This is a genomic window from Caballeronia sp. LjRoot34 (assembly GCF_964253815.1).
Taxonomy (GTDB): Bacteria; Pseudomonadota; Gammaproteobacteria; order Burkholderiales; family Burkholderiaceae; genus Caballeronia.
This window is the reverse complement of record NZ_CAXUSB020000002.1, coordinates 240745-264169: the sequence shown is the minus strand read 5'-3', so window position 1 is coordinate 264169 and position 23425 is coordinate 240745. Positions and strand designations below refer to the sequence as shown.

Sequence of the window (23425 nt, the reverse complement as noted above, 5' to 3'; positions counted from 1 at the left end):
GTCCGCTCTCAGACCGACTTGCGGGCGAAAAGCCCACGGAACCACTCGCGCATGACCGCCCACGCCAACGCGAGGCCATTGAGCTCGGAGGGCGGGACGTGAGCGGCTTCCGGCGCGACGGACATGACGGATTGGGGCACGCTCCCGGATGCTTCCGATGCCGCAGGCGTCACCTGCGGGGTCGCAGAGGCCTGAAGCCGCGCCGCAAAGTTGGCGACGAACTGCTTGAGCATCTGGTCAGCGACCGGACCCATCAGCCGGCTTCCGAGCGCGGCGGCCTTGCCGCTCATCGTCACCTCGCTCCTGCCCGTCAGCTCGCACGTATTGCCGGTGGCCTGGACGCTCGCGACCAGATCCATCGATGCCGCCGAGCTGCCCGTGGCGTCCGTTCCCTTACCCACCAGATGCAGACTGCGCGCCGCCGTGTCGAGATTCAACACCTCGATATCGCCTTTGAACGACATCGTTGCCGGACCGAGCCGAACGGTGATCGTGCCTTTGTAATGGGTCGCGTCCACGCGTTCCGTGATCTTCGCGCCGGGCATGCATCCGGCCACCGTCTCAATGTCCTGCAGCAATTGCCAGGCGCTATCCGACGAAGCGTCTAGTGGAAACACCTTTTCGAGTACGACTTTCATTCCATCACCCTTTGCATAATCGAGTTTCGCCGCAACCGGATCACTATTGCCTGGTCAGGCCCAACGAATGGCACTGCTGCCACACTCGATACGCGTTGTGCGGCATATTCATGTGCGTCACACCGAGATGCGCGAACGCATCGACCATGGCCGACGTAAAACACGGAATCGATCCAACGTGCGGCGATTCAGCCACACCCTTCGCGCCAATCGGATGATGCGGCGACGGCGTCACGGTGAAATCGGTTTCCCAATGGGGCGTCTCCACGGAAGTCGGTATGAAATAATCCAGCAACGTTGCGCCCAGCAGATTGCCCGCTTCGTCGTAGGGCATTTCCTGTCCCATCGCTACCGCGAACCCTTCCGTCAAGCCACCGTGGATCTGCCCTTCGATGATCATCGGATTGATCCGCGTGCCGCAATCGTCGAGCGCATAGAAGCGGCGCACGCGTGTTTCACCCGTGTAGCGATTCACGTCGAGCACACAGACATACGCGCCGAACGGGAATGTGAAATTGGGCGGGTCGTAGTAGTCCACTGCCTCGAGCCCCATCTCCATACCATTGGGGACGTTGTTATACGCGGCCCAGGCCACTTGCTTGATGGTCTTGAACTGCTCCGGCGAGCCCTTGAGCACGAAACGATCGAGATCAAACTCGACGTCGTTCGGACTGGCTTCCAGCAAATGCGCGGCAATCTGCCGGGCCTTCTCGCGGATCTTGCGCGACGCTCGCGCGATTGCCGCTCCCGCCACGGGGGTCGAGCGCGAGCCATAAGTGCCGAGCCCGTAGGGCGCCGTGGAGGTATCGCCCTCCTCGACCGTAATCACCGAGGCAGGAATCCCGGCCTCTGAAGCAATGATCTGCGCATAGGTGGTCTGATGGCCCTGCCCTTGCGTGATCGTGCCCATGCGCGCAATCGCCGAGCCGTCCGGATGTACCCGTATCTCGCAGGAATCGAACATGCCGACGCCCAGAATGTCGCACATCTTCGACGGCCCCGCGCCCACGATCTCAGTGAAGTTCACCATGCCGATACCCATCAGCCACTCGGCGTGCGGATCGGCACGGCGCGCGGCCTGCTCGGCGCGCAACGCGGGGTAGTCGACAGCCGCGAGCACCTTCTTGAACGCCGGCTCGTAGTCGCCGGAGTCGTATTCAAGTCCGAGCGGCGTGGTGTACGGGAACTGCTCCCTGTGGATGAAATTGCGCAAGCGTATTTCGGCCTTGTCGATACCGAGTTTCTGCGCCAGCACGTCGACCATCCGCTCAATCAGATAGACCGCCTCCGTCACCCTGAACGAGCATCGATAAGCAACGCCGCCTGGAAACTTGTTCGTATAAACGCCAGTGACCGAGACAAACGCGTTGGGGATTGCGTAGGAACCGGTGCAGACGTGGAACATGCCGGCGGGCCACTTGGTGGGATCGGCACAGGCATCGAACGCACCATGATCCGCCGTGACGTGCACCCGCAGCGCCTTGATCCGGCCGTCGCTGTCAGCGGCCAGTTCGCCCGTCATGTGATAGTCGCGTGCGAAAGCCGTCGAGCTCAGGTTCTCGATACGCGACTCGATCCACTTGACCGGCCGCCCGAGCACGATCGACGCGACAATCGATACAACATAGCCGGGATACACGCCGACCTTGTTGCCGAAACCGCCGCCAATATCCGGCGAGATGATGCGAATCTTCGACTCCGGAATGGACGACAGCAAGCCCACCACCGTGCGCACGACATGCGGCGCCTGTGACGTGATGTAGACCGTCAGATCGCCTCGCGCCTTATCGAACGATGCAACGCAACCGCAGGTCTCCAGCGGACACGGATGCACGCGCGGATACAGCATGTCCTGCACAACGGTGACGTCCGCGTTGTCGAATACGCGATCAGTCTTGTCCTTGTCGCCGATATTCCACGTGAAAATATGATTCGGATGCGTGCGTGCGCCGTGCGCGCCAGTCTGCTTGTCGCGGATGTCCTCGCGGATCACTGGCGCATCCGGGGCAAGGGCGGCGAACGGATCGACTACCGCCGGCAGTTCCTCGTACTCCACTTCCACCAGTTCCGCGGCATCGGCGGCGACATAACGATCATCAGCCACGACGAATGCCACCTCCTGGTTCTGGAAGCAGACCTTTTCGTCAGCGAGCACCGCCTGCACATCGCCCGCGAGTGTCGGCATCCAGTGGAGCTTTAGCGGCTTCAGGTCGTCGGCGGTCAGTACCGCATGCACGCCAGGATGGGCGAGCGCGCGCGATTTGTCGATTTTCTTGATTCGCGCATGAGCGTATGGACTACGAACCATTATTCCAAACAGCATGCCCGGCATCTTGATGTCGTCGACGTAAGTGCCTTTGCCCTGAATGAAGCGCGGATCCTCGCGGCGTTTGCGCGAGCAGCCCATGCCTTCCAGCGCGGCAAGACGATCGAGATTGGTGTCAATGTTTCCCATCACGGTTCTCCTGTCGACCGGAGTTAGCGCTTCAGCGCCTACTCCGGTCCCATGCAAGCTGCTTGCGGTCGTCAGTGCGCGTGCGCTGCCATCAGCGGATGCGAGGTCTCGACCGGTTCGCCGCGCAGCTTGCGCGCGGCGTATTGCACGGCCTTCACGATGTTCTGATAACCTGTGCAGCGGCACAGGTTGCCCGCCATCCAGTAACGGATCTCCTCTTCACTCGGGTCGGGGTTTTCCTGCAATAACCGATAGGCACGCATCAGCATGCCCGGCGTACAGAAGCCGCATTGAAGACCGTGCTCCTGCATGAACCCTTCCTGCAGTGCATGAAGTTCACCGCCCTGCGCAAGGCCTTCGACGGTCAGCACCTGCGCGCCTTCGGCCTGCACGGTCAGCACTGTGCAGGATTTCACCGACATGCCGTCGAAATCGACCGTACATGCGCCGCAATGCGAAGTCTCGCAACCGATATGCGGCCCGGTGTGAAGGCACTTTTCGCGCAGCGTATGAATCAGCAATTCGCGCGGCTCGGTCACCACATCGGTTTCCTTGCCGTTCAGCTTGAACGACACCATGACTTTCTTGTTCATGTCTCGATCTCCAGGAAATCGCGCTCGATACTCAATTACCCAATGCTCAGTGAACTGCGCGCGAAAAGGCGGTGGCGAGAGCCCGTCGCGTCATTTCGCCCGCCATCGCCGTCTTGTATTCGATGTCGCCGCGCAGATCCGCAACCGGTGCGCAAGCGGCCATCGCCTGACGCGCGGCTTCGGCTATCGTTTGTTCATCGATGGGCTTGCCTAGCAGCGACTGCTCCGCACCGGTCGCCCGGAAGGCGATTTCCGCGACATTCGTCAGAGCAATGCGCACGTCGGCCACAGTGCCGCCGCTCATGTGCAGCGTCACTGCCGCGGCCGCGGTCGCGAAGTCACCGGTCTTGCGCTTGAGCTTCGCGTAGCAATAGCCACTTCCCGCGGCGGGAATGGGTATGCGGATCTCTGTCAGGATCTCGCCGGGTTCGAGCAGCGTCATATAAGTGCCGAGAAAGAACCCATCGGCGGGCACGACACGTTCGCCGCTTGTCCCCACGAGCACGAACGATGCATCGAGCGCCAACATCAGCGCCGGGTGATCGTTGCCTGGATCGCCGTGCGAAATGTCGCCGCCCAGCGTACCCCGGTAGCGGACTTGCGGATCCGAAATCTGGCGCGCGCCCTCCACGATCAGCGGGCATTGAGTCTGCAGCAACCTGGACCAGATCAGTTCGTTCTCGGTGGTCATCGCGCCAATGCGAATTTCGTTGCCAGCCTCGCGGATGCCCTTTAGCTCCGCAAGCTTGCCCAGGTCAATCAGTTGACCTGGTTCGGCCATGCGCAGCTTCATCATTGGCAGCAGGCTGTGGCCGCCGGCAAGCAGCTTGGCAGTGTCGCCATGCTCGCTCAGCAGAGCGACAGCCTCGGGCAAGGTACGCGGAGCGTAATAGTCGAATGGACGGGGGATCACACTGGCCTCCTTTGGTTTTCATCCGCCGGCGAACTGAAGCGTAAATGAAGCGCTTTGTATTAGCCTTTGATGAGCATTTCACATTCTGGCGCCGCCATTCAACGCGATTTCCCGAACGGCAGTTCGCTTGCGCCAATTAACGGAAAACGGGCATGAAACCCGAGACGGGCCGAGTGACCCCGCCATGCGCGACGCTTCGCCCGCCCGGCCCGAGAAATCACGATTTCACGACACAGCGCAGCAGTTCAAGCGGATTTCCTGAATGGCGGGTTTACCTGCGTGAACGGCTCGAAAACTTGCGCGAATTTCGGAAAAGACATACAACGAAGAACAGCCGCCAGAGAGCGGCGACCGCTTTTCAGGGCAGGAGGCCTTGGATGAAACCGTTTGAACACGCCGGGCCGCCGACGTCGGAACATCGTCGCAACGAGACATTCCAGCACAAGCTGGAGCAGTTCAATCCGGGGATGGTCTGGCTCGACGAGCAAGGGCACGTGACGGCTTTTAACGACGTCGCACTGCAGATCCTCGGGCCGGCCGGCGAGCAGTCGCTGGGGGTCAGCCAGGACAAGCTGTTCGGCATCGACGTGGTGCAACTGCACCCGGAGAAGAGCCGCGACAAGCTGCGCTTCCTGCTGCAATCGAAGGACGCGGGCGGCTGCCCGATCAAGTCGCCGCCGCCGGTAGCGATGATGATCAACATCCCCGACCGGATCCTGATGATCAAGGTGTCGAAAATGAGCGGCGCCCAGGGTGCTTGCGGCACCTGCATGATTTTCTACGATGTCACCGATCTCACGACCGAACCGTCGGGGCAGCAATCCGGCGGCAATGCTGCACTGCCGCGCAGGCTGTTCAAGATTCCCGTCTACCGGAAGAACCGCGTGATCCTGATCGATCTCAAGGACATCGTCCGCTTTCAGGGAGACGGACATTACACGACAATTGTCACCCGGGATGATCGGTATCTTTCCAATCTTTCGCTAGCGGATCTGGAACTGCGACTCGACGACAGCATCTATTTGCGCGTGCACCGCAGTCATATCGTGAGCCTTCCGTATGCGGTCGAACTGGTCAAGTCGGAGGAGAGCGTCAACCTTGTAATGGACGACGCCGATCAGACGCAGGTTCCGGTTAGCCGGTCGAGAACCGCGCAATTGAAAGAGTTGCTTGGAGTGGTTTAAGGGGCAGGGCGGCGGCCCCCGGAATGGTTATTGAAAAGCGCGATCGGCATGGTTGTCCCGATCTTGCGTGGAACGCCGCTTCTGGTCCGCCTCATGTTCTGGCTTGGGGGTGCGTCGCCCCCCTCCGTGCACGCAAAAGGGAATAGGGAATCTACGGGACTTGCGCGCCCCTGACAATTCGTTCGTACTCCAAATTTCCAAGCAGTCACCGCAGCCCATATAGTTGCTATCACTGACGTGCGTGGCCGCGCTCACTGCTTGCGCTGCCGCCCATCAGCCAAGCGCTCGTCACGCCAAGGCCTCCCGGCCCTGCACATTCAGCACGCGCCCATATATATCATGATGTGATATTATTTTAACCCAGGATCCTGACTGGACTATCCCCATGAAAGAAACCTTTCGCACCTTGAGAAAAGAAGACTTTGAACAGCTGTCCGAATTTCGTTACCAGATGCGGCGGTTCGAGCGGTTCTCCGAGCAGGCTGCTCAGGACGAAGGCATTACTCCGCTGCAGTATTTGCTGTTGTTGCATATCAAGGGCTACCCGGACCGGGATTGGGCAACTGTCGGCGAACTGGCTGAACGGCTTCAGGCGCATCACCACGGAGTGGTTTCGCTCGTGTCGCGATGCGAGGCGCTGGACTTGGTCAAGAGAAAGCCCAGCGAAATCGATCGCCGTCAGGTCGAGGTTCATTTGCTGAAACCCGGAGAGAAGATCCTCTCGCGGCTCGCCCAATTGCATCGGGCAGAACTGAAGTCCCTCGCGGGCACCTTCCGCGTTCCGCAGATCGACCTTTAGATCGGGCATACCGACACTGCCCACCTTTGCTGGCATTTCAATTTCAGCAAGGTCACGCCGTTCCGGCAACCGATGCAACGCAATCTGAATTGATGAGGAGTTAATGTGCACGAAAACGCTTCAAGAGGGGATTTTGCAGCGAATGCTCACCTGTTGCGCATCACGGCCATTGCAGTAGTGATCGGCGCGTTGAGCACGGTCACGGCCTATGTCCTGCTCCACCTGATCAATTTTTTCACCAACCTTTTCTTCTTCCAGTCGCTATCGTTCGACGGTCGCTCGCCCGCCGGAAATACTCTCGGTCTGTGGGTGATCGTGATTCCCGTAATCGGCGGACTCGTGATTGGACTGATCGCGCGCTATGGCAGCGAAGCCATCCGCGGGCATGGCATTCCGGAAGCGATCGAAGCCATCCTGTTCGGCAAGAGCAAGATGTCGCCGAAGGTCGCCGTGCTCAAGCCTCTTTCCTCCGCCATCGCCATCGGCAGCGGCGGCCCGTTCGGTGCGGAAGGGCCAATCATCATGACAGGCGGCGCACTGGGGTCGCTGCTCGCGCAGTATTTCCATTTGACAGCGGGTGAACGCAAGACGCTGCTCGTTGCCGGCGCCGTCGCCGGCATGACCGCGGTTTTCGGTACGCCTGTAGCCGCCGTCCTGCTCGCGGTCGAACTGTTGCTGTTCGAACTGCGCCCGCGTAGCCTGCTGCCCGTTGCCGTCGCGTGTGCGGTGGCCGGTTTCACCCGGCCCCTTCTGATCGGCAGCGGCGCCCTCTTCCCGTTGCAAACCATCGCACTGGGTCCGCTCGGCCTCGTTTCATGCGTGGTTGCGGGTCTCATGGCCGGCGCGATGTCCTGGGGCCTGTCATCGGCGCTGTACAAGGTCGAGGACCTCTTCGGCAAATTGCCGATCCACTGGATGTGGTGGCCGGCGCTTGGCGGCATTGCCGTGGGCATCGGCGGATATGTCGAGCCACGCGCGCTCGGCGTAGGGTATGACGTCATCGGCGATTTGCTGCACAACCATCTTGCTATCAGCGTCGTGGCCGGCTTGATACTGGTGAAGGCGATCATCTGGGTCATCGCCCTCGGCTCCGGCACGTCTGGAGGCGTACTCGCTCCGCTGCTGATGATGGGTGCGGCCATGGGAACCATCGTCGGACCGTTCCTGCCTGGCGGGGAGCCGGCAGTATGGCCGCTGGTCTTCATGGCGGCGACGCTCGGCGGAATGATGCGCGCACCGATCATGGCAACCGTATTCGCGTTCGAACTCACCCATGACGCCAACGTACTGTTGCCCCTGCTCATGGCTTCGGCTGTTGCCTACGGATTCACGGTGCTGCTGATGCGGCGCTCCATCCTGACCGAGAAGATCGCACGGCGTGGTTACCACATCTATCGGGAGTACGGCATCGATCCTCTCGAACGCCATTTCGTCGAGGAAGTCATGACGCGCAAGGTCCAGACGATCGATGCAGAGCTGCCGGTCGCCGAGGTGATGGCGAAATACTTTGGTGAAAAACAAAACCATCGCGCGTTTCCGGTGACGCGAGACGGCGCGCTGGTGGGAATGATCGAGCGTGAAGGATTGATCTCGCGCACCGGCAATCCAGCCATCCAGGTCATGAGCGACCTGTTCGGCGCAAACATACCGATCATGGCATTTCCCGAGGAAACTTGCCGGATCGTGTCCAACCGGCTGGCGGTGCATGGACTCGAGCGGTTGCCGGTGGTGTCGGACGCGCAGTCGCGTCGTCTAGTCGGCTTGATAAGCCGTAGCGACCTCGTGAAGCCGTCGCTCGCGTTCTTCGAGGAAGAGGAGCGGCGCGAGATGTTCCGGCGCTCTCCCCTGCATCATCTGAAGAAACGGTTTGCATTACTGAACAGGCACAAAGATGACGCAACCCGGGAGCGCCCGTAAACCTCCTGACATGCGATTTCTCAGGCCGACCGGATCGCACGACGACCAGATGAAACAACGCCATGTCCTGCAAAAGCATCGAAAACGGATCCGGTTCACCAGCCGGCCAATGGTATGAACTTGAGGATGTGTTCGGCCACGCAAACCAGTTCGTTCTCTTGATTCACCACCTCCAGCTTCGACACGGCGCGCCGCTTCTCCAGGTCAACAGCATGTACTCGATAGGTATAAGTCAGCGTCTCACCGATAAGCGCGGCCCTGAGAAAGCGAATCCGGTCATAACCAAGCGAAACAGGAGTCTCACCTGCACTGCGCAAATCCGGGAGCCGCTCTACCACCTCGGTCGAACAATGCGACATCCACGCAACGAGCAGGGCACCGTGCGCAATACGCGTCTTATAAGGCGATTGCGACATGATTTCCATGTTCATGTGGGCAGGAGAGAAGTCACCGCTCAAACGGGCGAACTCATCTATGGCGCTAGCCGTCACTTCTTTCTTCAGGACGACTTCTTCGCCAATGTTCAAATAAAAATTGCCACCCATGACGCTGCTCCTTCAAAGACCTCGATGTTCTTCGCCATAGCCGGCAGCAGCGGTGCCAGCCACGTGTTCGCCAGTCCGGTTCTCGTTTTTCCATCCTTTTTAACACCGGGGGACATTTATCACGAAACGCAGCAATACCCTCCACTGCGTCCGGCGTACCTTCTCCATGCCATAGAGTTTCACCAGGCGTTCTCCTCATGTTGTCGCAGGGTTGGCCGATCCATAAACATGCCGAATTAATCGCGGTTGCGGGCTATGTGGAACTAAAATGCCGGCTGGACCGCATCGACGTTTTCCTTCGTCACGCGTACCGTCGGCAGCACAATCCTCGGCGGCACCCTTTCGCCCTTCAAGATCTTCAGTGCGACGGCCATGCCTTCGGTGCCGGCGGGTGGATAGAGCCAGGTGGCCGCTTCGTCGCCGGCGCGGATTGCATCGAACTCTTCCTTTTGCCCGTCGAGTCCAATCACCTTTATTTCCTTCGACCGGCCACTCTCCTTGACCGCCTGGATCACGCCGAGCGCCATCTCGCCGTTGGCCGCGAACACCATGTCGAGCGTGCCCGGCGGATGCGCCTGCAGGATATTCTGCATCACGGCATACGCCTTGGGCCTCCGATAATCGCCCGGTTGAGTTGCCACGACCTTGATGCCGGGATACTTGCTGGTGACCGAGGTCGCTCCGCCAACACGATTGAGCGACGTCTCGTCGCCAGGAATCCCTTCAATGAACACGATGTTACCCTTGGGCGCTCCGTTCTTCTGAGTCAAGGTATCGACGATAAACTGGCCCGCGTCCACACCGAGCGCGCGGTTGTCGCCGGAGACCATTGTGATTGCGCCCGCGTTCTCGATCGGCTTGCCCACGAACATGTAGGGAATGCCGCGCTCTTTCAGGCTCTGCAGTTCCTGGCGTAATCCTTCGGCCTTGCCCGCCTGCACCATCAACAGTTGTATGCCCTTCGACTGCATGTCCTCGATGCCCGCAATCTGGGTGGCGACATTGCCCTGGCCGTCAGTGGCAAGCAGCCTTACGCCCGCCACCTTTGAAGCCGCATCGATCTGCCTGCGCTGGGTCGCGAGCCACGGATGGTCGAGACTTTCCTGCGACAGCCCGATTGTCTCGGGCGCGGCCCAGGCCGTTGCTGCACCACCGAGTGTCAGGGCCGCAGTCATGACGGCCAGCATGATTTTCGATTGATTCATTTTCGTCTCCTTTATGTCGGAATCCTTATCGACCCCGGGAACGGCTTAGCTGCGCGTGAATCAAGACAGCTATCACGATGATGGCGCCCTTCACGATCAGTTGCGTATAAGCGGGAATGTTGAGAAGGTTGAGCAGGTTGTTGAGCACGCCGATCAGCAGTACGCCAATGATGGTTCCGCCAATGCCGCCCGCGCCGCCCGAAAGACTGGTGCCGCCGACCACGACGGCCGCGATCGCATCGAGCTCGAGACCCTTCCCAAGGTTCGCCTCGCCAATATTCAGTTGCGCCGCCATGACGATGCCGCCCAGTCCTGCGAATAACCCTGACAGGCAGTACGCAATCACGCGGACCCGGTCGACTGCGACGCCCGACAAGCGCGCCGCCTCGGCGTTGCCGCCGACCGCATAGACATGCCGGCCATAGCGTGTCATCTTCAGGACGGCGGCCGACGCCACCGCCATCGCGACGAAGAGAATTGCCTGTACCGGCACGCCGCCGAGCCTGCCGCGGCCGATCCACGCAAGGGACGCGGGCACGCCAATCACCGGCTGGCCATCGGAATAAGCGAGGCCCACGCCCACCAGCGCTGTCATCATGCCGAGCGTGACAATGAACGGCTGAATGCGCCCTTTGGTGGTGATGAAACCGTTGAGCCAGCCGCAAGCGAGCGCAACAGCGAGTCCTCCTGCGAGCGATGCCACCGGTCCATAGGGCTTCAATCCTGCCACTGCCAGCGTCGTTAATGCGAGGATCGACCCGACCGACAAGTCGATACCCGCAGTCAGGATAACGAACGTCATGCCGAGCGCGGTCAACCCGACTACCGATACCTGCCGCACCACGTTAAGCAGGTTTTCCGGCGCCAGGAAGAACGGTGACGACAAAGCGGCGGTGACACACAGCAAAAGGAAGATGACGAGAATGCCATAGCGCTGAACCAGTTCGACGCGCCGGTAGGCATTGCTGGAAAACCGCTCGCTCGATGCGGCGTTCGATATTGATTCGGCAACAGCCATGATTACCTCGCGATCATTTGTAGGACGGACTCTTCGGTGGCGGCGAGCGCCATGACTTCGCCGGTGACCACACCATCGCGCAGGCTTACAATGCGGTCGGCCATGCCGATCAGTTCTGGCAGTTCTGAAGAAATCAGCAGTACTGCTTTTCCTGAACGCGCAATTTCATCGATGAGGCGATAAAACTCGATCTTCGCCCCCACGTCGACACCGCGTGTTGGTTCATCAAGGATCAGCAACGAATATGAATGCGCCATCCACTTGCCGAAGACCACCTTCTGCTGGTTGCCGCCGGAGAGCGTGGCAACCGGCACTTCCATGCTCGAAGCCGACACCGCGAGTTGTTCGCAGACCCGAGCAACCCGTTCCCTTTCCTTGCGGCGTCCGACGAAACCGAACCGGCAAATGCTACGCAAGGTCGGCAGAATCGCGTTCTCGCGGATGCTAAGGCCCAGTACGATTCCTTGCGCCTTACGGTCTTCGGGAACGAGGGCGACGCCCGCTGCGATCGCTTGCGCCGGCGACGCAGGCTGATGCCATTGACCGTGAAGTGAAATTCGCCCGGCGGTGACGTGCTCCAACCCGAAAATGGCTCGCGCCACGTCCGTCCTGCCTGCGCCAACGAGTCCTGCCAGCCCGACGATCTCACCTGCGCGAATGTTGAAGCTGACGTTGCGCACGCGCTGGCCGAGGCGCAGGCCGTCGACTTCAAGCACGATCTCACCGCAACCGGCCGTCCGCTTATCGGGGAACCGGGTATCCACTTCGCGGCCAACCATAAGCTGTATCAGGGCGGCCCGGCTGAGTTCGGCAACCGGCCGCGTGCAAACCGATCGGCCGTCTTTCATCACCGTGCAGGTATCGCAGAGGTCGAAAATCTCATCCATCCGATGCGAGACATAAATGATCGTGACACCCTCGCCCGATAACTTTCGCACCACGTTGTAAAGCAACGTGAGTTCGTGATCGGACAAGGTGGCCGATGGTTCATCCATGATCAGCACCCGAGCGGATACGGCGAGCGACTTCGCAATCTCCACAAGCTGCTGCTCGGCGACCGATAGCGTACCCACCCGCCGGCGTACATCGATAGGCGCACCGATACGAGCAAGCAACGCTTGCGCTTCCTTGCGCATCGAAGCACTGTCGAGCAGTCCGTTTGTCATGCGCTCACGTCCGAGAAAGATGTTCTCCGCGACGTTCAAGCCGGGTATCAGGTTGAACTCCTGGTATATCGTCGATACCCCCGACGCCACCGCTTCACTCGGCGACGCCGGCAAATAGGGTTGATCGTCGAGCAGCAGCTCGCCTTCGTCGGGTGCGCTCGCGCCACTCAGGATCTTGATGAGCGTGGACTTGCCCGCGCCGTTCTCGCCCACGAGCGCGTGGACCGAGCCTTTGCGGCACGCAAATCCAATCCGGTCCAGCGCGCGCACACCCGGATAGGCCTTGCTGATTCCCTTCACTTCCAGAGCATTCATTGCCGCCTCTTGTAACTCGTCGACATACGGGATGCAACGTGCTCGCGCGCCTCGCTTCATCTACGCGACTTGCAACTGGATCTTCAGCACGCTCTTGTCTTCCGCGAGCCGCGCGAAGGCATGTTCGACATCGTCGATCCGGTAGATCGTGGTGAGAAATGGCGCAACGTCAATACGTTTGTAGCCGAGCAGCGTGGCCGCTTCGCGCATGTCGTCGCCCATGCCGGCAACGCTGCCCTGCAGACCCTGCTCACGCAGGACGAAATCGAGCGCACTGATCCGGAAGGTTTGCCCAGGCTTTGCGAGACCGAACGCGATCACGCGGCCACCGGGGCGAATCAGCGTGAAGGCTTTTTCATAAAGCTCGGGAGAACCCACGCTTTCGATCGCCACGTCGACGCCGCGGCCGTCGGTTGCCGCGCGCACGGCTGCATCGACTTGAGAGGCATCGGATATGACGACATCGGCGCCAAGCTCTTTCGCCAGTTGCGCGCGCTGCACATTAGGTTCGACGACGATGACCGGCGCCGCGCCCGCGCGCAACGCAAGTTGCAAATGCATCTGACCGATCGGTCCCGCGCCGATGACCAGCACGCTCTCGGCAAGCCGCAACTGGCTCTTGCGAAACGCCCGCACGATGCACGACAGCGGTTCGACCATCGCGCCTTCCTGCAACGACATTGCAGCGGGTAACGGCACGACTGCATGCGCCGGCACTCGTACATACTCGGCCATGCCGCCGTCGACATGAATGCCGATCTGGACCATTTTCGTGCAGTTGAGAATCTCGTTCTTGCGGCAATAGAAGCAGCTGCGACAGCCCAGGTTGATATCAGCGGTAACGGCCTGGCCAATGTGCAAACCACTGACCGATGAGCCCATTTCCGCGATGGTTCCCGAGAACTCGTGGCCGGGAATCAGCGGCAACCTGTCGAGCGAATAGTTGCCGTGATAGATATGCAGGTCCGTGCCGCAGATGCCGCAACGCTCGACCTTGACCAGCACATCACCAGTACCGCATTCGGGCACGGGTACGTCACGTAATTCGAATTGCCTCGGTGCGACGAGCACGGCTGCTTTCATGAGCGTTCTCTCTGACTTGAAGCGTCGGGACGGCATGACCCATCCGGCGAGACGTCAAGGTCCCACCGGAGCCGGGTCTTAATTGTTTAGCGATACTTATCTGTTTTTATCAACTACCTGGTGTGGCGTGGGCGCGTCCGGCCGGATCAGTTCGCGCCGCTTGAGTTCGGTCCAGAACTCGGGCGGAATCGTTGCCTTGAAAGTCTGAAGATTGTCGTCGAGTTGAGCGACCGTGCGTACGCCCGGTATATTCGTCGGGATTGCAGGATGCCCGAGCACGAACTGGAGCGATGCGGCTTTGAGCGGGATCGCGAAGTCGTGGCAGACATTTTCGATCTTGCGGACCCGGTCGAGAATCGCTTCAGGCGCCGGCGCGTAGTTGTATTTCGCGCCCGGCACGGCGCCTGTCGCCAGGATGCCGCTGTTATAGCCGCCGCCCAGGATCACGGAGACTTGCTGCTTTTCGCACAACGGCAAGAAGCCGTCCAGCGCGTCCTGTTCGAGCAAGGTGTAACGTCCGGCCAGCAGCAGGCAATCGAAGTCCTGCTGCCTGATCGCTTCGTGCGCCACTTGCCATTCGTTCACCCCGACTCCCACCGCCTTGACCACGCCTTCATCGCGCAGCTTGAGCAAGGCCTTCGCTGCCCCTGACATCGCGGCGTCGAAGATGGCCGGCTGATGTTCGCTGCCGTGCGTGAAGACATCCACGTCATGGATCAACGCGATGTCGACATGCTCCAGTCCAAGCCGCTGCAAACTGTCTTCTATCGAACGCATCGCGCCGTCATAGCTGTAGTCGAAACGCGGCTCGAACGGCAGTCCGTCGACCCACGGCGCGAAGTTGATTTCGGCGCGCTTGCGTGGCTTGAGCAAGCGCCCTACTTTCGTCGACAGCACGAACTGGTCACGCGGATACCAGCGCAGCGCTTGCCCGCAACGCGCTTCGCTCAAGCCGTGTCCATACATAGGCGCCGTGTCGAAGTAGCGCACGCCGGCGTCCCATGCGGCCTTGACGAGTGCCGTGGAATCTTCTTCACTGATCGGCCTGAAGATGTTGCCGATCGGCGCGGCGCCGAAGCCCATCACCGTTGTCTCAAGCCCCGAACGGGGCCATTTTCGTTTTGCTGCCGGGTCCATCGCCCTCTCCTTGTGCGGTTCATCTATGGAACTCGTTTCTGCTATTTTGTAACTCACCGGATAGTTACTTAAGGTTGATATTATGTCTCATGGGAGCTTGTATCAAAGGGGGTTTTCCCTGACTTCCAGCGCAGATAGCAAGTTCAAGAATCCGGCGATCGCCTCGATCGAATGTTCAAGCAGGTGTCGGCCCGGATGGGTGATCAATCCACGCGCTTTCGCCTCGCCCAGCAAGCGTGTTTCAGCAGGCTTCATGATCAGATCGGCGACAACGGCATGGTTGTTCGCCGCGCTCAGGTCGACGGGAAGCGGATCGTCCATCCGCATGCCGCACGACGTCGCGTTGATAATCAGATCGTGCAATGCGCGAGCGTTTGCGCAGCCTTCGCCGATGACGGCGCCTGTGCGCCGAAGACGCAATGCATCGATAAGACGGGCGGCCGACGCGGTGTTCATATCGAAGATATCCAGCGACGCAATCCCCGCTTCCACCAGCGCATGTCCGACAGCGGTTCCCGCACCGCCAGCGCCGGCAAGAAGTACGCGCTTGCCGTATGGCTCACATCCCTGTGAGCGCAAGCCCTGCACGAAGCCAGTGCCATCGAACATACTGCCGGTCCATTCGCCGTTCATCTCACGACGCAGACAATTCACCGCACCCGTCTGCAACGCCGGGCCTGCCAGCCTGGCGGCGAACACCAGGGCCGCGACCTTGTGCGGCACAGTCACCACCACACCGGCGAGATTGCGGATCCCGCTGATGCCGTCCAGCACGGATCCAAGCCATTCAGGGGCTACGTGAAAGGGTACGAGCACCGCGTTGATGCCGTGCCGGGCGAACAACGCGTTGAACAGCTCAGGCGATTTTGCCTGGGCGATCGGGTCCCCGAGTATGGCGACAACCTGGGTTTCTCCATCGATTCTCGTCATCGATCAAACTCGCTCAGGTCGCGGCGACATCCGCTCGATCAGCTTTTGGACCCGCAGTGCATCATTGCCCGTGACAGAAGGATTTCTATTCTCCCTGATAGCGTTCACGAAATCGTGCAACAACTCGCGGTGCGCTGTGTGGGAGAAATCCATCGGCCGCGCGCCGAATCCCGTGGCGGCGGTATCTTTGAACTCATCGGCCCGGCCGTCTTGATAGAAGACTTGCAGATGACCGCCGTTGAGTACCGCCGTCCCCTTCAACCCCACGAATTCGATTCGTTCGGGAAAGCCTGGGAACGCCCCCGTGGTGGCAAGCACGTGCCCTGCCGCGCCGCTTTCAAAGGTCAGCCCGGCTGACACGAAGTCCTCGGCTTCCATTGCGTGCAGGACGGTGGTAGCGGGCATGGATGTAAACGAGGCCACGTCGCCGGCCAGCCACATCAGGATATCGAGCGCGTGGATTGCCTGAGTCAGGAGAACGCCGCCGCCGTCACGCGCGTAGGTGCCTCGGCCGGGCTCATCGTAGTAGGATTGCGGCCGCCACCATCTCATGTCAACGCCTGCGTAAGCGAGCTTGCCCAGTTCGCCTGCTTTCATGATTGCGGCCAGTTTCCGGACCGCCGGCCGGAAGCGATTCTGAAATACGATGCCCAGTTTCACACGAGAATCGACACACATGGCGACGAGACGCTCAGCACGGTCAGTCGATATCTCCAACGGCTTTTCCAGCAGGACATGCTTGTGCGCCGCGACCGCTTTTTGAACCAGCTCGAGATGCGTGCTGGGCGGTGTCAGTATCAGGACGGCGTCGATACGCGTGTCGCTCAAGGCCTCGTCTGGTGATGAGCCGATCGGGAAGCCATGCGTTCGCGCGAACGTCTCGAGCTGCTCGCGCGACCGGCCTGTTGCCGTCACGCACGCCACCTCGACGTCGTCACGCAACTCGTTCAGCGCCAATGCGTGAGGCGTCGCGGCAAGACCCGCACCGATAATCGCTATTCGTGTCTTGCGCAAAGCCATCTCCTGGAGACTCGGTACTTTCGCTAACCTGAAACTGACGCGGAAGCTTTATCAGACCGACTCTGTGAACTCGGGCACGACCGTGAACAAATCGCCCACGAGTCCATAATCCGCCACGCCAAAGATCGGGGCTTCCGCGTCCTTGTTGATCGCGACGATGACCTTGCTGTCCTTCATCCCCGCCAAATGCTGGATTGCGCCCGAGATGCCGACCGCGACATACAAGTTAGGCGCCACGATCTTGCCGGTTTGACCGACCTGATAGTCGTTCGGCACGAACCCTGCATCGACTGCCGCACGCGATGCGCCCAGCGCCGCGCCGAGTTTGTCCGCCAGCGGTTCGAGCACTTTCGTGTAGTTCTCGCCGCTGCCCAAACCCCGCCCACCCGACACGATGATCTTCGCCGACGTCAGTTCCGGGCGGTCCAGCTTCGTCAACTCGCGGCTCACGAACTTGGAGATACCCGTGTCCGCCGAAGCTTCGATCTTTTCCACCGTAGCACTGCCGCCTTCTGCCGCCACCGGATCGAAACCCGTGGTGCGCACCGTGATGACCTTGATTGCATCGCTCGATTGAACCGTGGCGATTGCGTTGCCCGCGTAGATCGGACGCTCGAAGGTATCCGGCGAATCTACAGCCGTGATGTCGCTGATCTGCGCCACATCAAGATGCGCCGCGATACGCGGGGCAATGTTCTTACCGTACGGGGTCGCCGGCGCCAGGATATGCGAGTAGTTCTTCGCGATCTGGACCACCGTTCCGTCGATATTCTCGGCCAGGCCGTCGGCGAGTTGCGGTGCGTCGGCAAGCAATACCTTCGATACGCCCACAATCTTCGCCGCTGCATCGGCTGCTGCTTGCGCGTTCGAACCTGCGATCAGCACGTGGATATCGCCACCGATCTTCTGCGCGGCCGCGACGGTGTTCAACGTCGCCGATTTGATCGACTCGTTGTCGTGTTCTGCAATTACAAGAATAGTCACTTTGGAAACTCCCTCACAGAACCTTGGCTTCGGTCTTCAATTTCTCGACCAGCGTCTTCACGTCCGGCACCTTCACGCCTGCGGAGCGTTGCGGCGGTTCAGCAACTTTGAGCGTCTTCAGGCGCGGCGTCACGTCGACACCGAGGTCCGCGGGCTTGAGCGTTTCCATCGGCTTCTTCTTGGCCTTCATGATGTTGGGCAGCGTCACATAGCGCGGCTCGTTCAGGCGCAAGTCCGTGGTAATCACGGCGGGCAACGTCAGGGAAAGCGTTTCCGAACCGCCATCGACTTCACGGGCCACCGTGACTTTACCGTCGGCCACTGTCACCTTCGAGGCGAACGTCGCTTGCGGCAAACCGGCCAATGCGGCGAGCATCTGACCCGTCTGATTCGAGTCGTCGTCAATGGCTTGCTTGCCGAGGATGATCAGTTGCGGCTGCTCTTTATCGACCAGCGCCTTCAAAATCTTCGCCACCGCCAACGGCTGCAATTCCTCAGTCGATTCGACCAGGATCGCGCGATCCGCACCGATCGCCATGGCGGTGCGCAGCGTCTCCTGACATTGCGTCACGCCACAGGACACGGCGATCACTTCCGTCGCCACACCCGCTTCGCGCAGGCGCACGGCTTCTTCCACGGCGATTTCATCGAACGGATTCATCGACATCTTCACGTTCGCGATGTCCACTGCGCTGCCATCCGGCTTGACCCGGACTTTCACGTTGTAGTCGACCACGCGTTTGACCGCTACTAACACTTTCATTTAAAAACAACTCCATCGAGGCTAAGGTTTTACGCACGCGAAAACGCCGTCGCTTACTTGATGACGAGCACTTTCGAGCGATCGAACGCCACCGTCACGGCAACGATCAGGATCACGCCGAACACAATCTGCTGTGCAAACACGCTAACCCCAACGAACGTCATCCCGACCCGCGCTACCGACACGAGCAACGCGCCAACAAGCGTCCGCGCAATGCCGCCGGCCCCGCCCGTCAATGCGGTTCCGCCCACGATCACCGCGGCAATCGCCGGCAGAAGGAACTGATCAGCAAGCGTCGGCGATCCACTGCCTAAGCGGCCTGCCATGATCACACCGGCCAGCCCGGCGAAGAATGACGAGGTCGCGAAGACCAGGCACTTGGTCGCCGACACGCGCACCCCGGAGGCAATCGCCGCCGGTTCGCCCGCGCCAATGGCGTTGACACGCCGCCCGAACACCGTGGACCGGTGCAGGAACAGGCAGAATGCGAACACCGCGATCGCCAGCAGGATCTCGTGCGGAACGCCGAACGACGTACCCGTGGTCCAGCCAAGCGACGCGTTACGCGTCTCGTCGCTGATCGCGATCGAGCGCGTTCCCGACAACGTCAGCGCAGCAGCGGAAGCAATACCCGCTACCGCCAGCGTCGCGATGAACGAGGGAATCCGCAGCACGGTCTGGATCACGCCGCTCAACAATCCAATGCCGAATGAAGCTGCCAGGGCGACCACTGCGGCGAGCGGCCCATAGCGCGGCAGGAGCATGGCGACAATCACACTGGAGAGCGACGCCACCGCCTGCAATGACAAGTCGATACTGCCGAGCAGCACCACGAACGTCGTACCGGCCGCCATGATAAAGAGCGTGGAGCTGTCGGCGAGCAGACCCAATTGCGTGGGCAACGCGAGAAAGCTGGGCTGCGCGATTTCGATCAGCAAATACAGCGCGACGAGCGCGACGAAGGGCGCGTTGTCGCCAAGCTTCGCTTTAATAGAAGAGTTCATCAATGACATATCGGCCTCAGACCATGTGTTCGACGACTTCGATCTGCGACGGCTTGCGCCCGACCTCGCAGGGAAGAATGCGTTGTGCACGGCCGTCGCGCATCACCATCACGCGATGACTCAAACCGAGGATTTCTTCAAGCGTGTCACCGGTCAGCACCACCGCCACGCCCTCAGCCGTCAACTCGCGAATGAGTTGATAGACCTCTTCCTTTGCGCCAACATCGAGTCCGCGTGTGGGGTGGTCGAGCACCAGGATCCGGCTGCCTGCAAAACGCCACTTCGCCAGCACGACCTTCTGTTGATTGCCGCCCGAGAGGTTGCGGCAAGACGCATCGGGACCGGGCGTCTTGATGTGCAGCCGTGCGATCCAGTCGTTGGCGAATCCGCGCTCCCTGCTTTTTTTCACGATACCTGCCCTGCTCACCGCCCCAAGACGTGGCAAGGTCAGGTTCTCGGCAACCGTCATCTCCGTCACCAGTCCTTCAATCTTCCGCTCGCGCGGCACGTAGCCAATTCCTAGCGCGACCGCATGGTTCGCCTGCGGCTTGAGACGTGTCGTGCCCACGCACACTTCGCCCGCGTCCAGGCTTTCAAGCCCCGCCAGCACGCGGCATAGTTCCTCGCGCCCCGACCCGACCACGCCCGCCACGCCGAACACCTCACCAGCGTGAACCTCGAATGAAACGTCCTTGAGCGCGTAGCCGAGCGATGCATTTCGCACCGACAGCGCGACGGTATTGCTGCAAGGTTTCTGCAACGCTTCACGATAGTACTGACCGTCCATCGTGCGGCCGACCATCAGTTCGTGCAATCGTCCGACGGACGCATCGGCCGACGCCATCTCCGACACCACCTTGCCATCCTTCATCACATACACCCGGTCGCTAAGCGACAGCAATTCATCCAGCCGATGCGATACGAACACGAACGACGCCCTCGACTTAAGCTCGCGCACGAGCCGGAAAAGGATCTCGATTTCAGCGGCTTCGAGTACTGAAGTCGGTTCGTCGAGAAGAATGACCGGCATGCTGCCAGCACGGCTCGCCAGTGACAGCGCCTTGGCAAGTTCCACCATCTGACGCTGCCCGAACGAGAGGTCTTCGCAGTAGGTCAGCGGATCGATATCCAAACGCACGGTCGCAAGTTCGGCAACTGCGGCACGCTTGAGCTTCGTCCAGTTGATCCGCCCCAACGTCACGAAAGCCTGCTCGCGGCCGAGAAAAAGGTTCTCCGCAACCGTCAGGTTCGGCAGGATCGATTGTTCCTGGTACACCATCGCGATGCCCTTGGAAGTCGCATCGCGCGGGTTCCTGATGGCAAGCGGCTTGCCGTTAAGCGTGATCTCGCCGGTATCCTGACGATATGAGCCGGTCAGCAGTTTCATCAACGTCGACTTGCCCGCGCCGTTCTCACCGATCAGGCCGACGATCTCGTTCGGCCTGACTTCAATGGATACGTCGTCCAGCGCGAGGACACCCGGAAAGCGTTTGGTGATGTTCTTGAGTGTGAGCATGGAAGTGTGGCTCCTTGGCTATTGCGTGCCATGACTTGCAGATATGCGTGCTTGACGCCTACTTGACGATCCTGCGGCGCGAGCGGTTCAGCGCCAGCGTCACTGCCACGATGATCAACACGCCCTGGATGCCCTGCTGCACGTACGGGGGCACGCCAAGCAACACCATTCCGTTCGCGAGCACCACGACCACCAGCGTGCCGATGAGCGTACTGAACGGACTGCCGTTGCCACCGGCGAGCGAAGTACCGCCGACCACAATCGCCGTGATCGCGACGAACAACTGGCCGTCCGCGATCATTGCGTGTCCTTGTCCGTACTGCGCGACCGCGAGGATGCCCGCTACGCCATAAAACGCGCCCGCCAGCGCGAATACCGCGATGCGGATGCGCGCTACGCGCACGCCGTTCAGACGCGCCAGATCCTCGCCTCCGCCAATCGCAAGCGTGTGGCGCCCGAGGAGCGTATGGCGATGCACGAACCACGCGAATGCCAGCGCGAGCAATGCAATCCACACCGACAACGGGAGACCGGCGTAGCGCGTGATCGAGATCGAACGCAGCGCGGTATCGCTGACACGAATCGTATTGCCCGACAGAACAGCAGTGCCAATACCCGTCGCCACGAAGCCGATCGCGAGCGTGGTGATGAACGAAGGGATACGCAAGAATACATGCAGCACGCCGTTCGCAAGTCCGAGCAACACACCCGCCCCCACCGCGACGGCGAGTACCCAAAGGCCGAAGTGATTGTCGTTGTACGAGTTCTCGACAAGCATCGAAACAGCGATCGCCGCCACCGCGACGATCCCCTCCGCGGACAAATCGATGCTCCCCAACTGGATCACGAAGGTTCCGCCGAGCGCGATGGTCAGCGGGATCGCGGCCGAGATCGCGATCCGGGTGAAGTTCATGGGGTCGAAGAAATCGTGATTGACCGCGCCGATGCAGGCACCCAGCGCGAGCAGCACCAGCAACGGCGAATAGCGCCGCAGCAGCGTTCTCAGCAGGTGCAGTGCGGTCTTCTCCCCGCTCCCGGGCGATGTGCCATGCACGGCCTGCCGGGAAGGCGCTGCGGTTAGCTTGTTCATCTGTACACCACAGGACCCGCCACGCGGGCATAGAGCGTATTCCAGTCAACCGTGGGATCGGCCGCGCGCTTGATCACGTCCTGCACGTTGGCCTTCGTCACAAAGGTCGCCTTGCAAAACGATTCGCGCTTGTCCTTCGATAACGTAGCGACGTCGATTTTCTTTTGCTTCGCTTCCAGTCCCATGGAAAGACCAATGCCGCCGAGCCAGTACGGGTCCCAATCGACCGATGCGACCAGTTCGCCACTCTTGATCGCCGAGAGTCCCGGTGACGTGCCGTCCATGCCCGTCACCGGAATCTGGCCGGCGAGCCCTTCAGCGCGCAGTGCTTCGATAGCCCCGAGCGCCATGTCGTCGTTCGCCGCCCACACGCCCTTGACCTTTGAATTGAATCGCGTCATCCACGCCTGCATGATCGGAAACGCCTTTTGCGAATTCCAGTCGGCTACCTGAAAATCGAGCAACTGGATGTTCGGAAATTTCTTCAATGCCGCGTCGAGACCCGCTTTGCGCTCGATCGCCGGCACATTGCTGAAGATACCGCCGAGCGCGACGATGCCGCCCTTGCCGCCCATCGACTTGAATAGCTCGGTCGCCGTGGCTTCGCCGTACTCCACGCCGTCGTAGGAAAGATGCGCCACGTAATTCGGGTTCACGTCCCAGGGATGCAGCTCCTTCGGCTTGTTCCAGATCGTGGTCACGAACGCGCCAGCCTTCTGGCACGCTTCCACGATCACGCGCGCGTCGGCCGAGTCGTTGGGGTCCACGTTGAGCACCAGGTTGCCGCCCGTTTTCTGAAGCAACGCGCGAATGTCCGCAATACCTTTCTCCGAACTGCCTTCGGTCGTGAGCGGCACATACGGCAGCCCGGCACTCTTCGCGAAGTTCTGAGCGCCCTTGTTGAACGACGTGTAATAGGGGTTGGTCAGCGAGCGGAACGAACACGCAAGCGTGGTCTGGTCCGCACCCGACGAGAAACCAGGGAGAGCGCTTCCGGCGACCGCGAATGCGGCGCCTGCACCCAGCTTGATGAAGTCCCGGCGCGATACGCCCGAGTGATTGTCTTTGGCTGACATGTGTCTCCTCCGTATGAAGATGAGCGGCTGGTCCGAGCCGCTATAAATAAATAACCAGATATTTATAAAATATC

Annotated in this window: 21 protein-coding genes; 3 read left to right on the top strand and 18 right to left on the bottom strand. The window is 60.4% G+C overall.

Going from position 1 to position 23425, the window contains the following annotated elements; all coding sequences use genetic code 11:
- Nucleotides 1-8 precede the first annotated feature (8 nt).
- The 4 genes from ACSQ36_RS20570 to ACSQ36_RS20555 all read right to left on the bottom strand — a co-directional run bounded on the left by ACSQ36_RS20570 (nt 9) and on the right by ACSQ36_RS20555 (nt 4599).
- Entirely contained in the window at nt 9-638 is a 630-nt protein-coding gene (locus ACSQ36_RS20570; protein ID WP_436183382.1) for an SRPBCC family protein, read from the bottom strand.
- Nucleotides 639-681: 43 nt separating this feature from the next.
- Nucleotides 682-3093, bottom strand: a complete 2412-nt coding sequence (locus tag ACSQ36_RS20565; protein ID WP_436183381.1) for an aerobic carbon-monoxide dehydrogenase large subunit — start codon at nt 3091-3093, stop codon at nt 682-684.
- Nucleotides 3094-3164: 71 nt separating this feature from the next.
- Nucleotides 3165-3686, bottom strand: a complete 522-nt coding sequence (locus tag ACSQ36_RS20560) for a (2Fe-2S)-binding protein (RefSeq protein WP_213768157.1) — start codon at nt 3684-3686, stop codon at nt 3165-3167.
- A 46-nt stretch (nt 3687-3732) separates the two neighbouring features.
- The gene (locus tag ACSQ36_RS20555; protein WP_436183380.1) at nt 3733-4599 is read right to left on the bottom strand and encodes an FAD binding domain-containing protein; all 867 of its coding nucleotides are present in this window, start codon (nt 4597-4599) and stop codon (nt 3733-3735) included.
- Nucleotides 4600-4976: 377 nt separating this feature from the next.
- On the opposite strand from ACSQ36_RS20555, the gene ACSQ36_RS20550 reads away from it, so the two are divergent.
- The 3 genes from ACSQ36_RS20550 to ACSQ36_RS20540 all read left to right on the top strand — a co-directional run bounded on the left by ACSQ36_RS20550 (nt 4977) and on the right by ACSQ36_RS20540 (nt 8499).
- Entirely contained in the window at nt 4977-5783 is an 807-nt protein-coding gene (locus ACSQ36_RS20550; protein WP_213768155.1) for a LytTR family DNA-binding domain-containing protein, read from the top strand.
- A gap of 385 nt (nt 5784-6168) precedes the next feature.
- Nucleotides 6169-6582, top strand: a complete 414-nt coding sequence (locus ACSQ36_RS20545) for a MarR family winged helix-turn-helix transcriptional regulator (RefSeq protein ID WP_213768153.1) — start codon at nt 6169-6171, stop codon at nt 6580-6582.
- A 105-nt stretch (nt 6583-6687) separates the two neighbouring features.
- Nucleotides 6688-8499 (top strand): chloride channel protein, encoded by a 1812-nt coding sequence (locus tag ACSQ36_RS20540; RefSeq protein ID WP_436183379.1) that lies wholly within the window; start codon nt 6688-6690, stop codon nt 8497-8499.
- 95 nt (nt 8500-8594) lie between these two features.
- On the opposite strand, the gene ACSQ36_RS20535 is transcribed toward ACSQ36_RS20540, so the two are convergent.
- The 14 genes from ACSQ36_RS20535 to ACSQ36_RS20470 all read right to left on the bottom strand — a co-directional run bounded on the left by ACSQ36_RS20535 (nt 8595) and on the right by ACSQ36_RS20470 (nt 23351).
- Entirely contained in the window at nt 8595-9044 is a 450-nt protein-coding gene (locus ACSQ36_RS20535) for a MaoC family dehydratase (protein WP_436183378.1), read from the bottom strand.
- 263 nt (nt 9045-9307) lie between these two features.
- Nucleotides 9308-10249: a substrate-binding domain-containing protein gene (locus ACSQ36_RS20530; RefSeq protein ID WP_436183377.1), complete on the bottom strand. Its 942-nt coding sequence runs from the start codon at nt 10247-10249 to the stop codon at nt 9308-9310.
- A 25-nt stretch (nt 10250-10274) separates the two neighbouring features.
- On the bottom strand, nt 10275-11267 hold the full coding sequence (locus tag ACSQ36_RS20525) for an ABC transporter permease (protein ID WP_436183376.1): 993 nt from the start codon (nt 11265-11267) through the stop codon (nt 10275-10277).
- 2 nt (nt 11268-11269) lie between these two features.
- Complete coding sequence (locus ACSQ36_RS20520) at nt 11270-12748, bottom strand: sugar ABC transporter ATP-binding protein (protein ID WP_436183375.1); 1479 nt, start codon at nt 12746-12748, stop codon at nt 11270-11272.
- 60 nt (nt 12749-12808) lie between these two features.
- Nucleotides 12809-13831, bottom strand: a complete 1023-nt coding sequence (locus ACSQ36_RS20515; RefSeq protein WP_436183374.1) for a zinc-dependent alcohol dehydrogenase — start codon at nt 13829-13831, stop codon at nt 12809-12811.
- A 96-nt stretch (nt 13832-13927) separates the two neighbouring features.
- Nucleotides 13928-14968, bottom strand: coding sequence for an aldo/keto reductase (locus ACSQ36_RS20510; RefSeq protein WP_436183373.1), 1041 nt, complete (start codon nt 14966-14968; stop codon nt 13928-13930).
- Nucleotides 14969-15070: 102 nt separating this feature from the next.
- Nucleotides 15071-15898 (bottom strand): shikimate dehydrogenase family protein, encoded by an 828-nt coding sequence (locus ACSQ36_RS20505; protein WP_436183372.1) that lies wholly within the window; start codon nt 15896-15898, stop codon nt 15071-15073.
- A 3-nt stretch (nt 15899-15901) separates the two neighbouring features.
- Entirely contained in the window at nt 15902-16912 is a 1011-nt protein-coding gene (locus ACSQ36_RS20500; protein ID WP_436183371.1) for a Gfo/Idh/MocA family protein, read from the bottom strand.
- A gap of 57 nt (nt 16913-16969) precedes the next feature.
- Complete coding sequence (locus ACSQ36_RS20495) at nt 16970-17902, bottom strand: electron transfer flavoprotein subunit alpha/FixB family protein (protein WP_436183370.1); 933 nt, start codon at nt 17900-17902, stop codon at nt 16970-16972.
- A gap of 13 nt (nt 17903-17915) precedes the next feature.
- Nucleotides 17916-18665, bottom strand: a complete 750-nt coding sequence (locus ACSQ36_RS20490; protein ID WP_436183369.1) for an electron transfer flavoprotein subunit beta/FixA family protein — start codon at nt 18663-18665, stop codon at nt 17916-17918.
- Between the two features lie 53 nt (nt 18666-18718).
- Complete coding sequence (locus ACSQ36_RS20485) at nt 18719-19669, bottom strand: ABC transporter permease (RefSeq protein ID WP_436183368.1); 951 nt, start codon at nt 19667-19669, stop codon at nt 18719-18721.
- A 16-nt stretch (nt 19670-19685) separates the two neighbouring features.
- On the bottom strand, nt 19686-21185 hold the full coding sequence (locus ACSQ36_RS20480; protein WP_436183367.1) for a sugar ABC transporter ATP-binding protein: 1500 nt from the start codon (nt 21183-21185) through the stop codon (nt 19686-19688).
- Nucleotides 21186-21243: 58 nt separating this feature from the next.
- The gene (locus ACSQ36_RS20475; RefSeq protein WP_436183366.1) at nt 21244-22275 is read right to left on the bottom strand and encodes an ABC transporter permease; all 1032 of its coding nucleotides are present in this window, start codon (nt 22273-22275) and stop codon (nt 21244-21246) included.
- Nucleotides 22272-23351: a sugar ABC transporter substrate-binding protein gene (locus tag ACSQ36_RS20470; RefSeq protein ID WP_436183365.1), complete on the bottom strand. Its 1080-nt coding sequence runs from the start codon at nt 23349-23351 to the stop codon at nt 22272-22274. The genes ACSQ36_RS20475 and ACSQ36_RS20470 overlap by 4 nt, the downstream gene beginning before the upstream one ends.
- Nucleotides 23352-23425 lie beyond the last annotated feature (74 nt).

What these genes read in the sequence shown, in the direction of transcription:
- ACSQ36_RS20570 (WP_436183382.1), bottom strand. Translation starts at nt 638, where the DNA reads ATGAAAGTCGTACTCGAAAAGGTGTTTCCACTAGACGCTTCGTCGGAT.
- ACSQ36_RS20505 (WP_436183372.1), bottom strand. Translation starts at nt 15,898, where the DNA reads ATGACGAGAATCGATGGAGAAACCCAGGTTGTCGCCATACTCGGGGAC.
- ACSQ36_RS20525 (WP_436183376.1), bottom strand. Translation starts at nt 11,267, where the DNA reads ATGGCTGTTGCCGAATCAATATCGAACGCCGCATCGAGCGAGCGGTTT.
- ACSQ36_RS20530 (WP_436183377.1), bottom strand. Translation starts at nt 10,249, where the DNA reads ATGAATCAATCGAAAATCATGCTGGCCGTCATGACTGCGGCCCTGACA.
- ACSQ36_RS20490 (WP_436183369.1), bottom strand. Translation starts at nt 18,665, where the DNA reads ATGAAAGTGTTAGTAGCGGTCAAACGCGTGGTCGACTACAACGTGAAA.
- ACSQ36_RS20515 (WP_436183374.1), bottom strand. Translation starts at nt 13,831, where the DNA reads ATGAAAGCAGCCGTGCTCGTCGCACCGAGGCAATTCGAATTACGTGAC.
- ACSQ36_RS20470 (WP_436183365.1), bottom strand. Translation starts at nt 23,351, where the DNA reads ATGTCAGCCAAAGACAATCACTCGGGCGTATCGCGCCGGGACTTCATC.
- ACSQ36_RS20550 (WP_213768155.1), top strand. Translation starts at nt 4,977, where the DNA reads ATGAAACCGTTTGAACACGCCGGGCCGCCGACGTCGGAACATCGTCGC.
- ACSQ36_RS20485 (WP_436183368.1), bottom strand. Translation starts at nt 19,669, where the DNA reads ATGAACTCTTCTATTAAAGCGAAGCTTGGCGACAACGCGCCCTTCGTC.
- ACSQ36_RS20475 (WP_436183366.1), bottom strand. Translation starts at nt 22,275, where the DNA reads ATGAACAAGCTAACCGCAGCGCCTTCCCGGCAGGCCGTGCATGGCACA.
- ACSQ36_RS20520 (WP_436183375.1), bottom strand. Translation starts at nt 12,748, where the DNA reads ATGAATGCTCTGGAAGTGAAGGGAATCAGCAAGGCCTATCCGGGTGTG.
- ACSQ36_RS20545 (WP_213768153.1), top strand. Translation starts at nt 6,169, where the DNA reads ATGAAAGAAACCTTTCGCACCTTGAGAAAAGAAGACTTTGAACAGCTG.
- ACSQ36_RS20565 (WP_436183381.1), bottom strand. Translation starts at nt 3,093, where the DNA reads ATGGGAAACATTGACACCAATCTCGATCGTCTTGCCGCGCTGGAAGGC.
- ACSQ36_RS20535 (WP_436183378.1), bottom strand. Translation starts at nt 9,044, where the DNA reads ATGGGTGGCAATTTTTATTTGAACATTGGCGAAGAAGTCGTCCTGAAG.
- ACSQ36_RS20480 (WP_436183367.1), bottom strand. Translation starts at nt 21,185, where the DNA reads ATGCTCACACTCAAGAACATCACCAAACGCTTTCCGGGTGTCCTCGCG.
- ACSQ36_RS20560 (WP_213768157.1), bottom strand. Translation starts at nt 3,686, where the DNA reads ATGAACAAGAAAGTCATGGTGTCGTTCAAGCTGAACGGCAAGGAAACC.
- ACSQ36_RS20510 (WP_436183373.1), bottom strand. Translation starts at nt 14,968, where the DNA reads ATGGACCCGGCAGCAAAACGAAAATGGCCCCGTTCGGGGCTTGAGACA.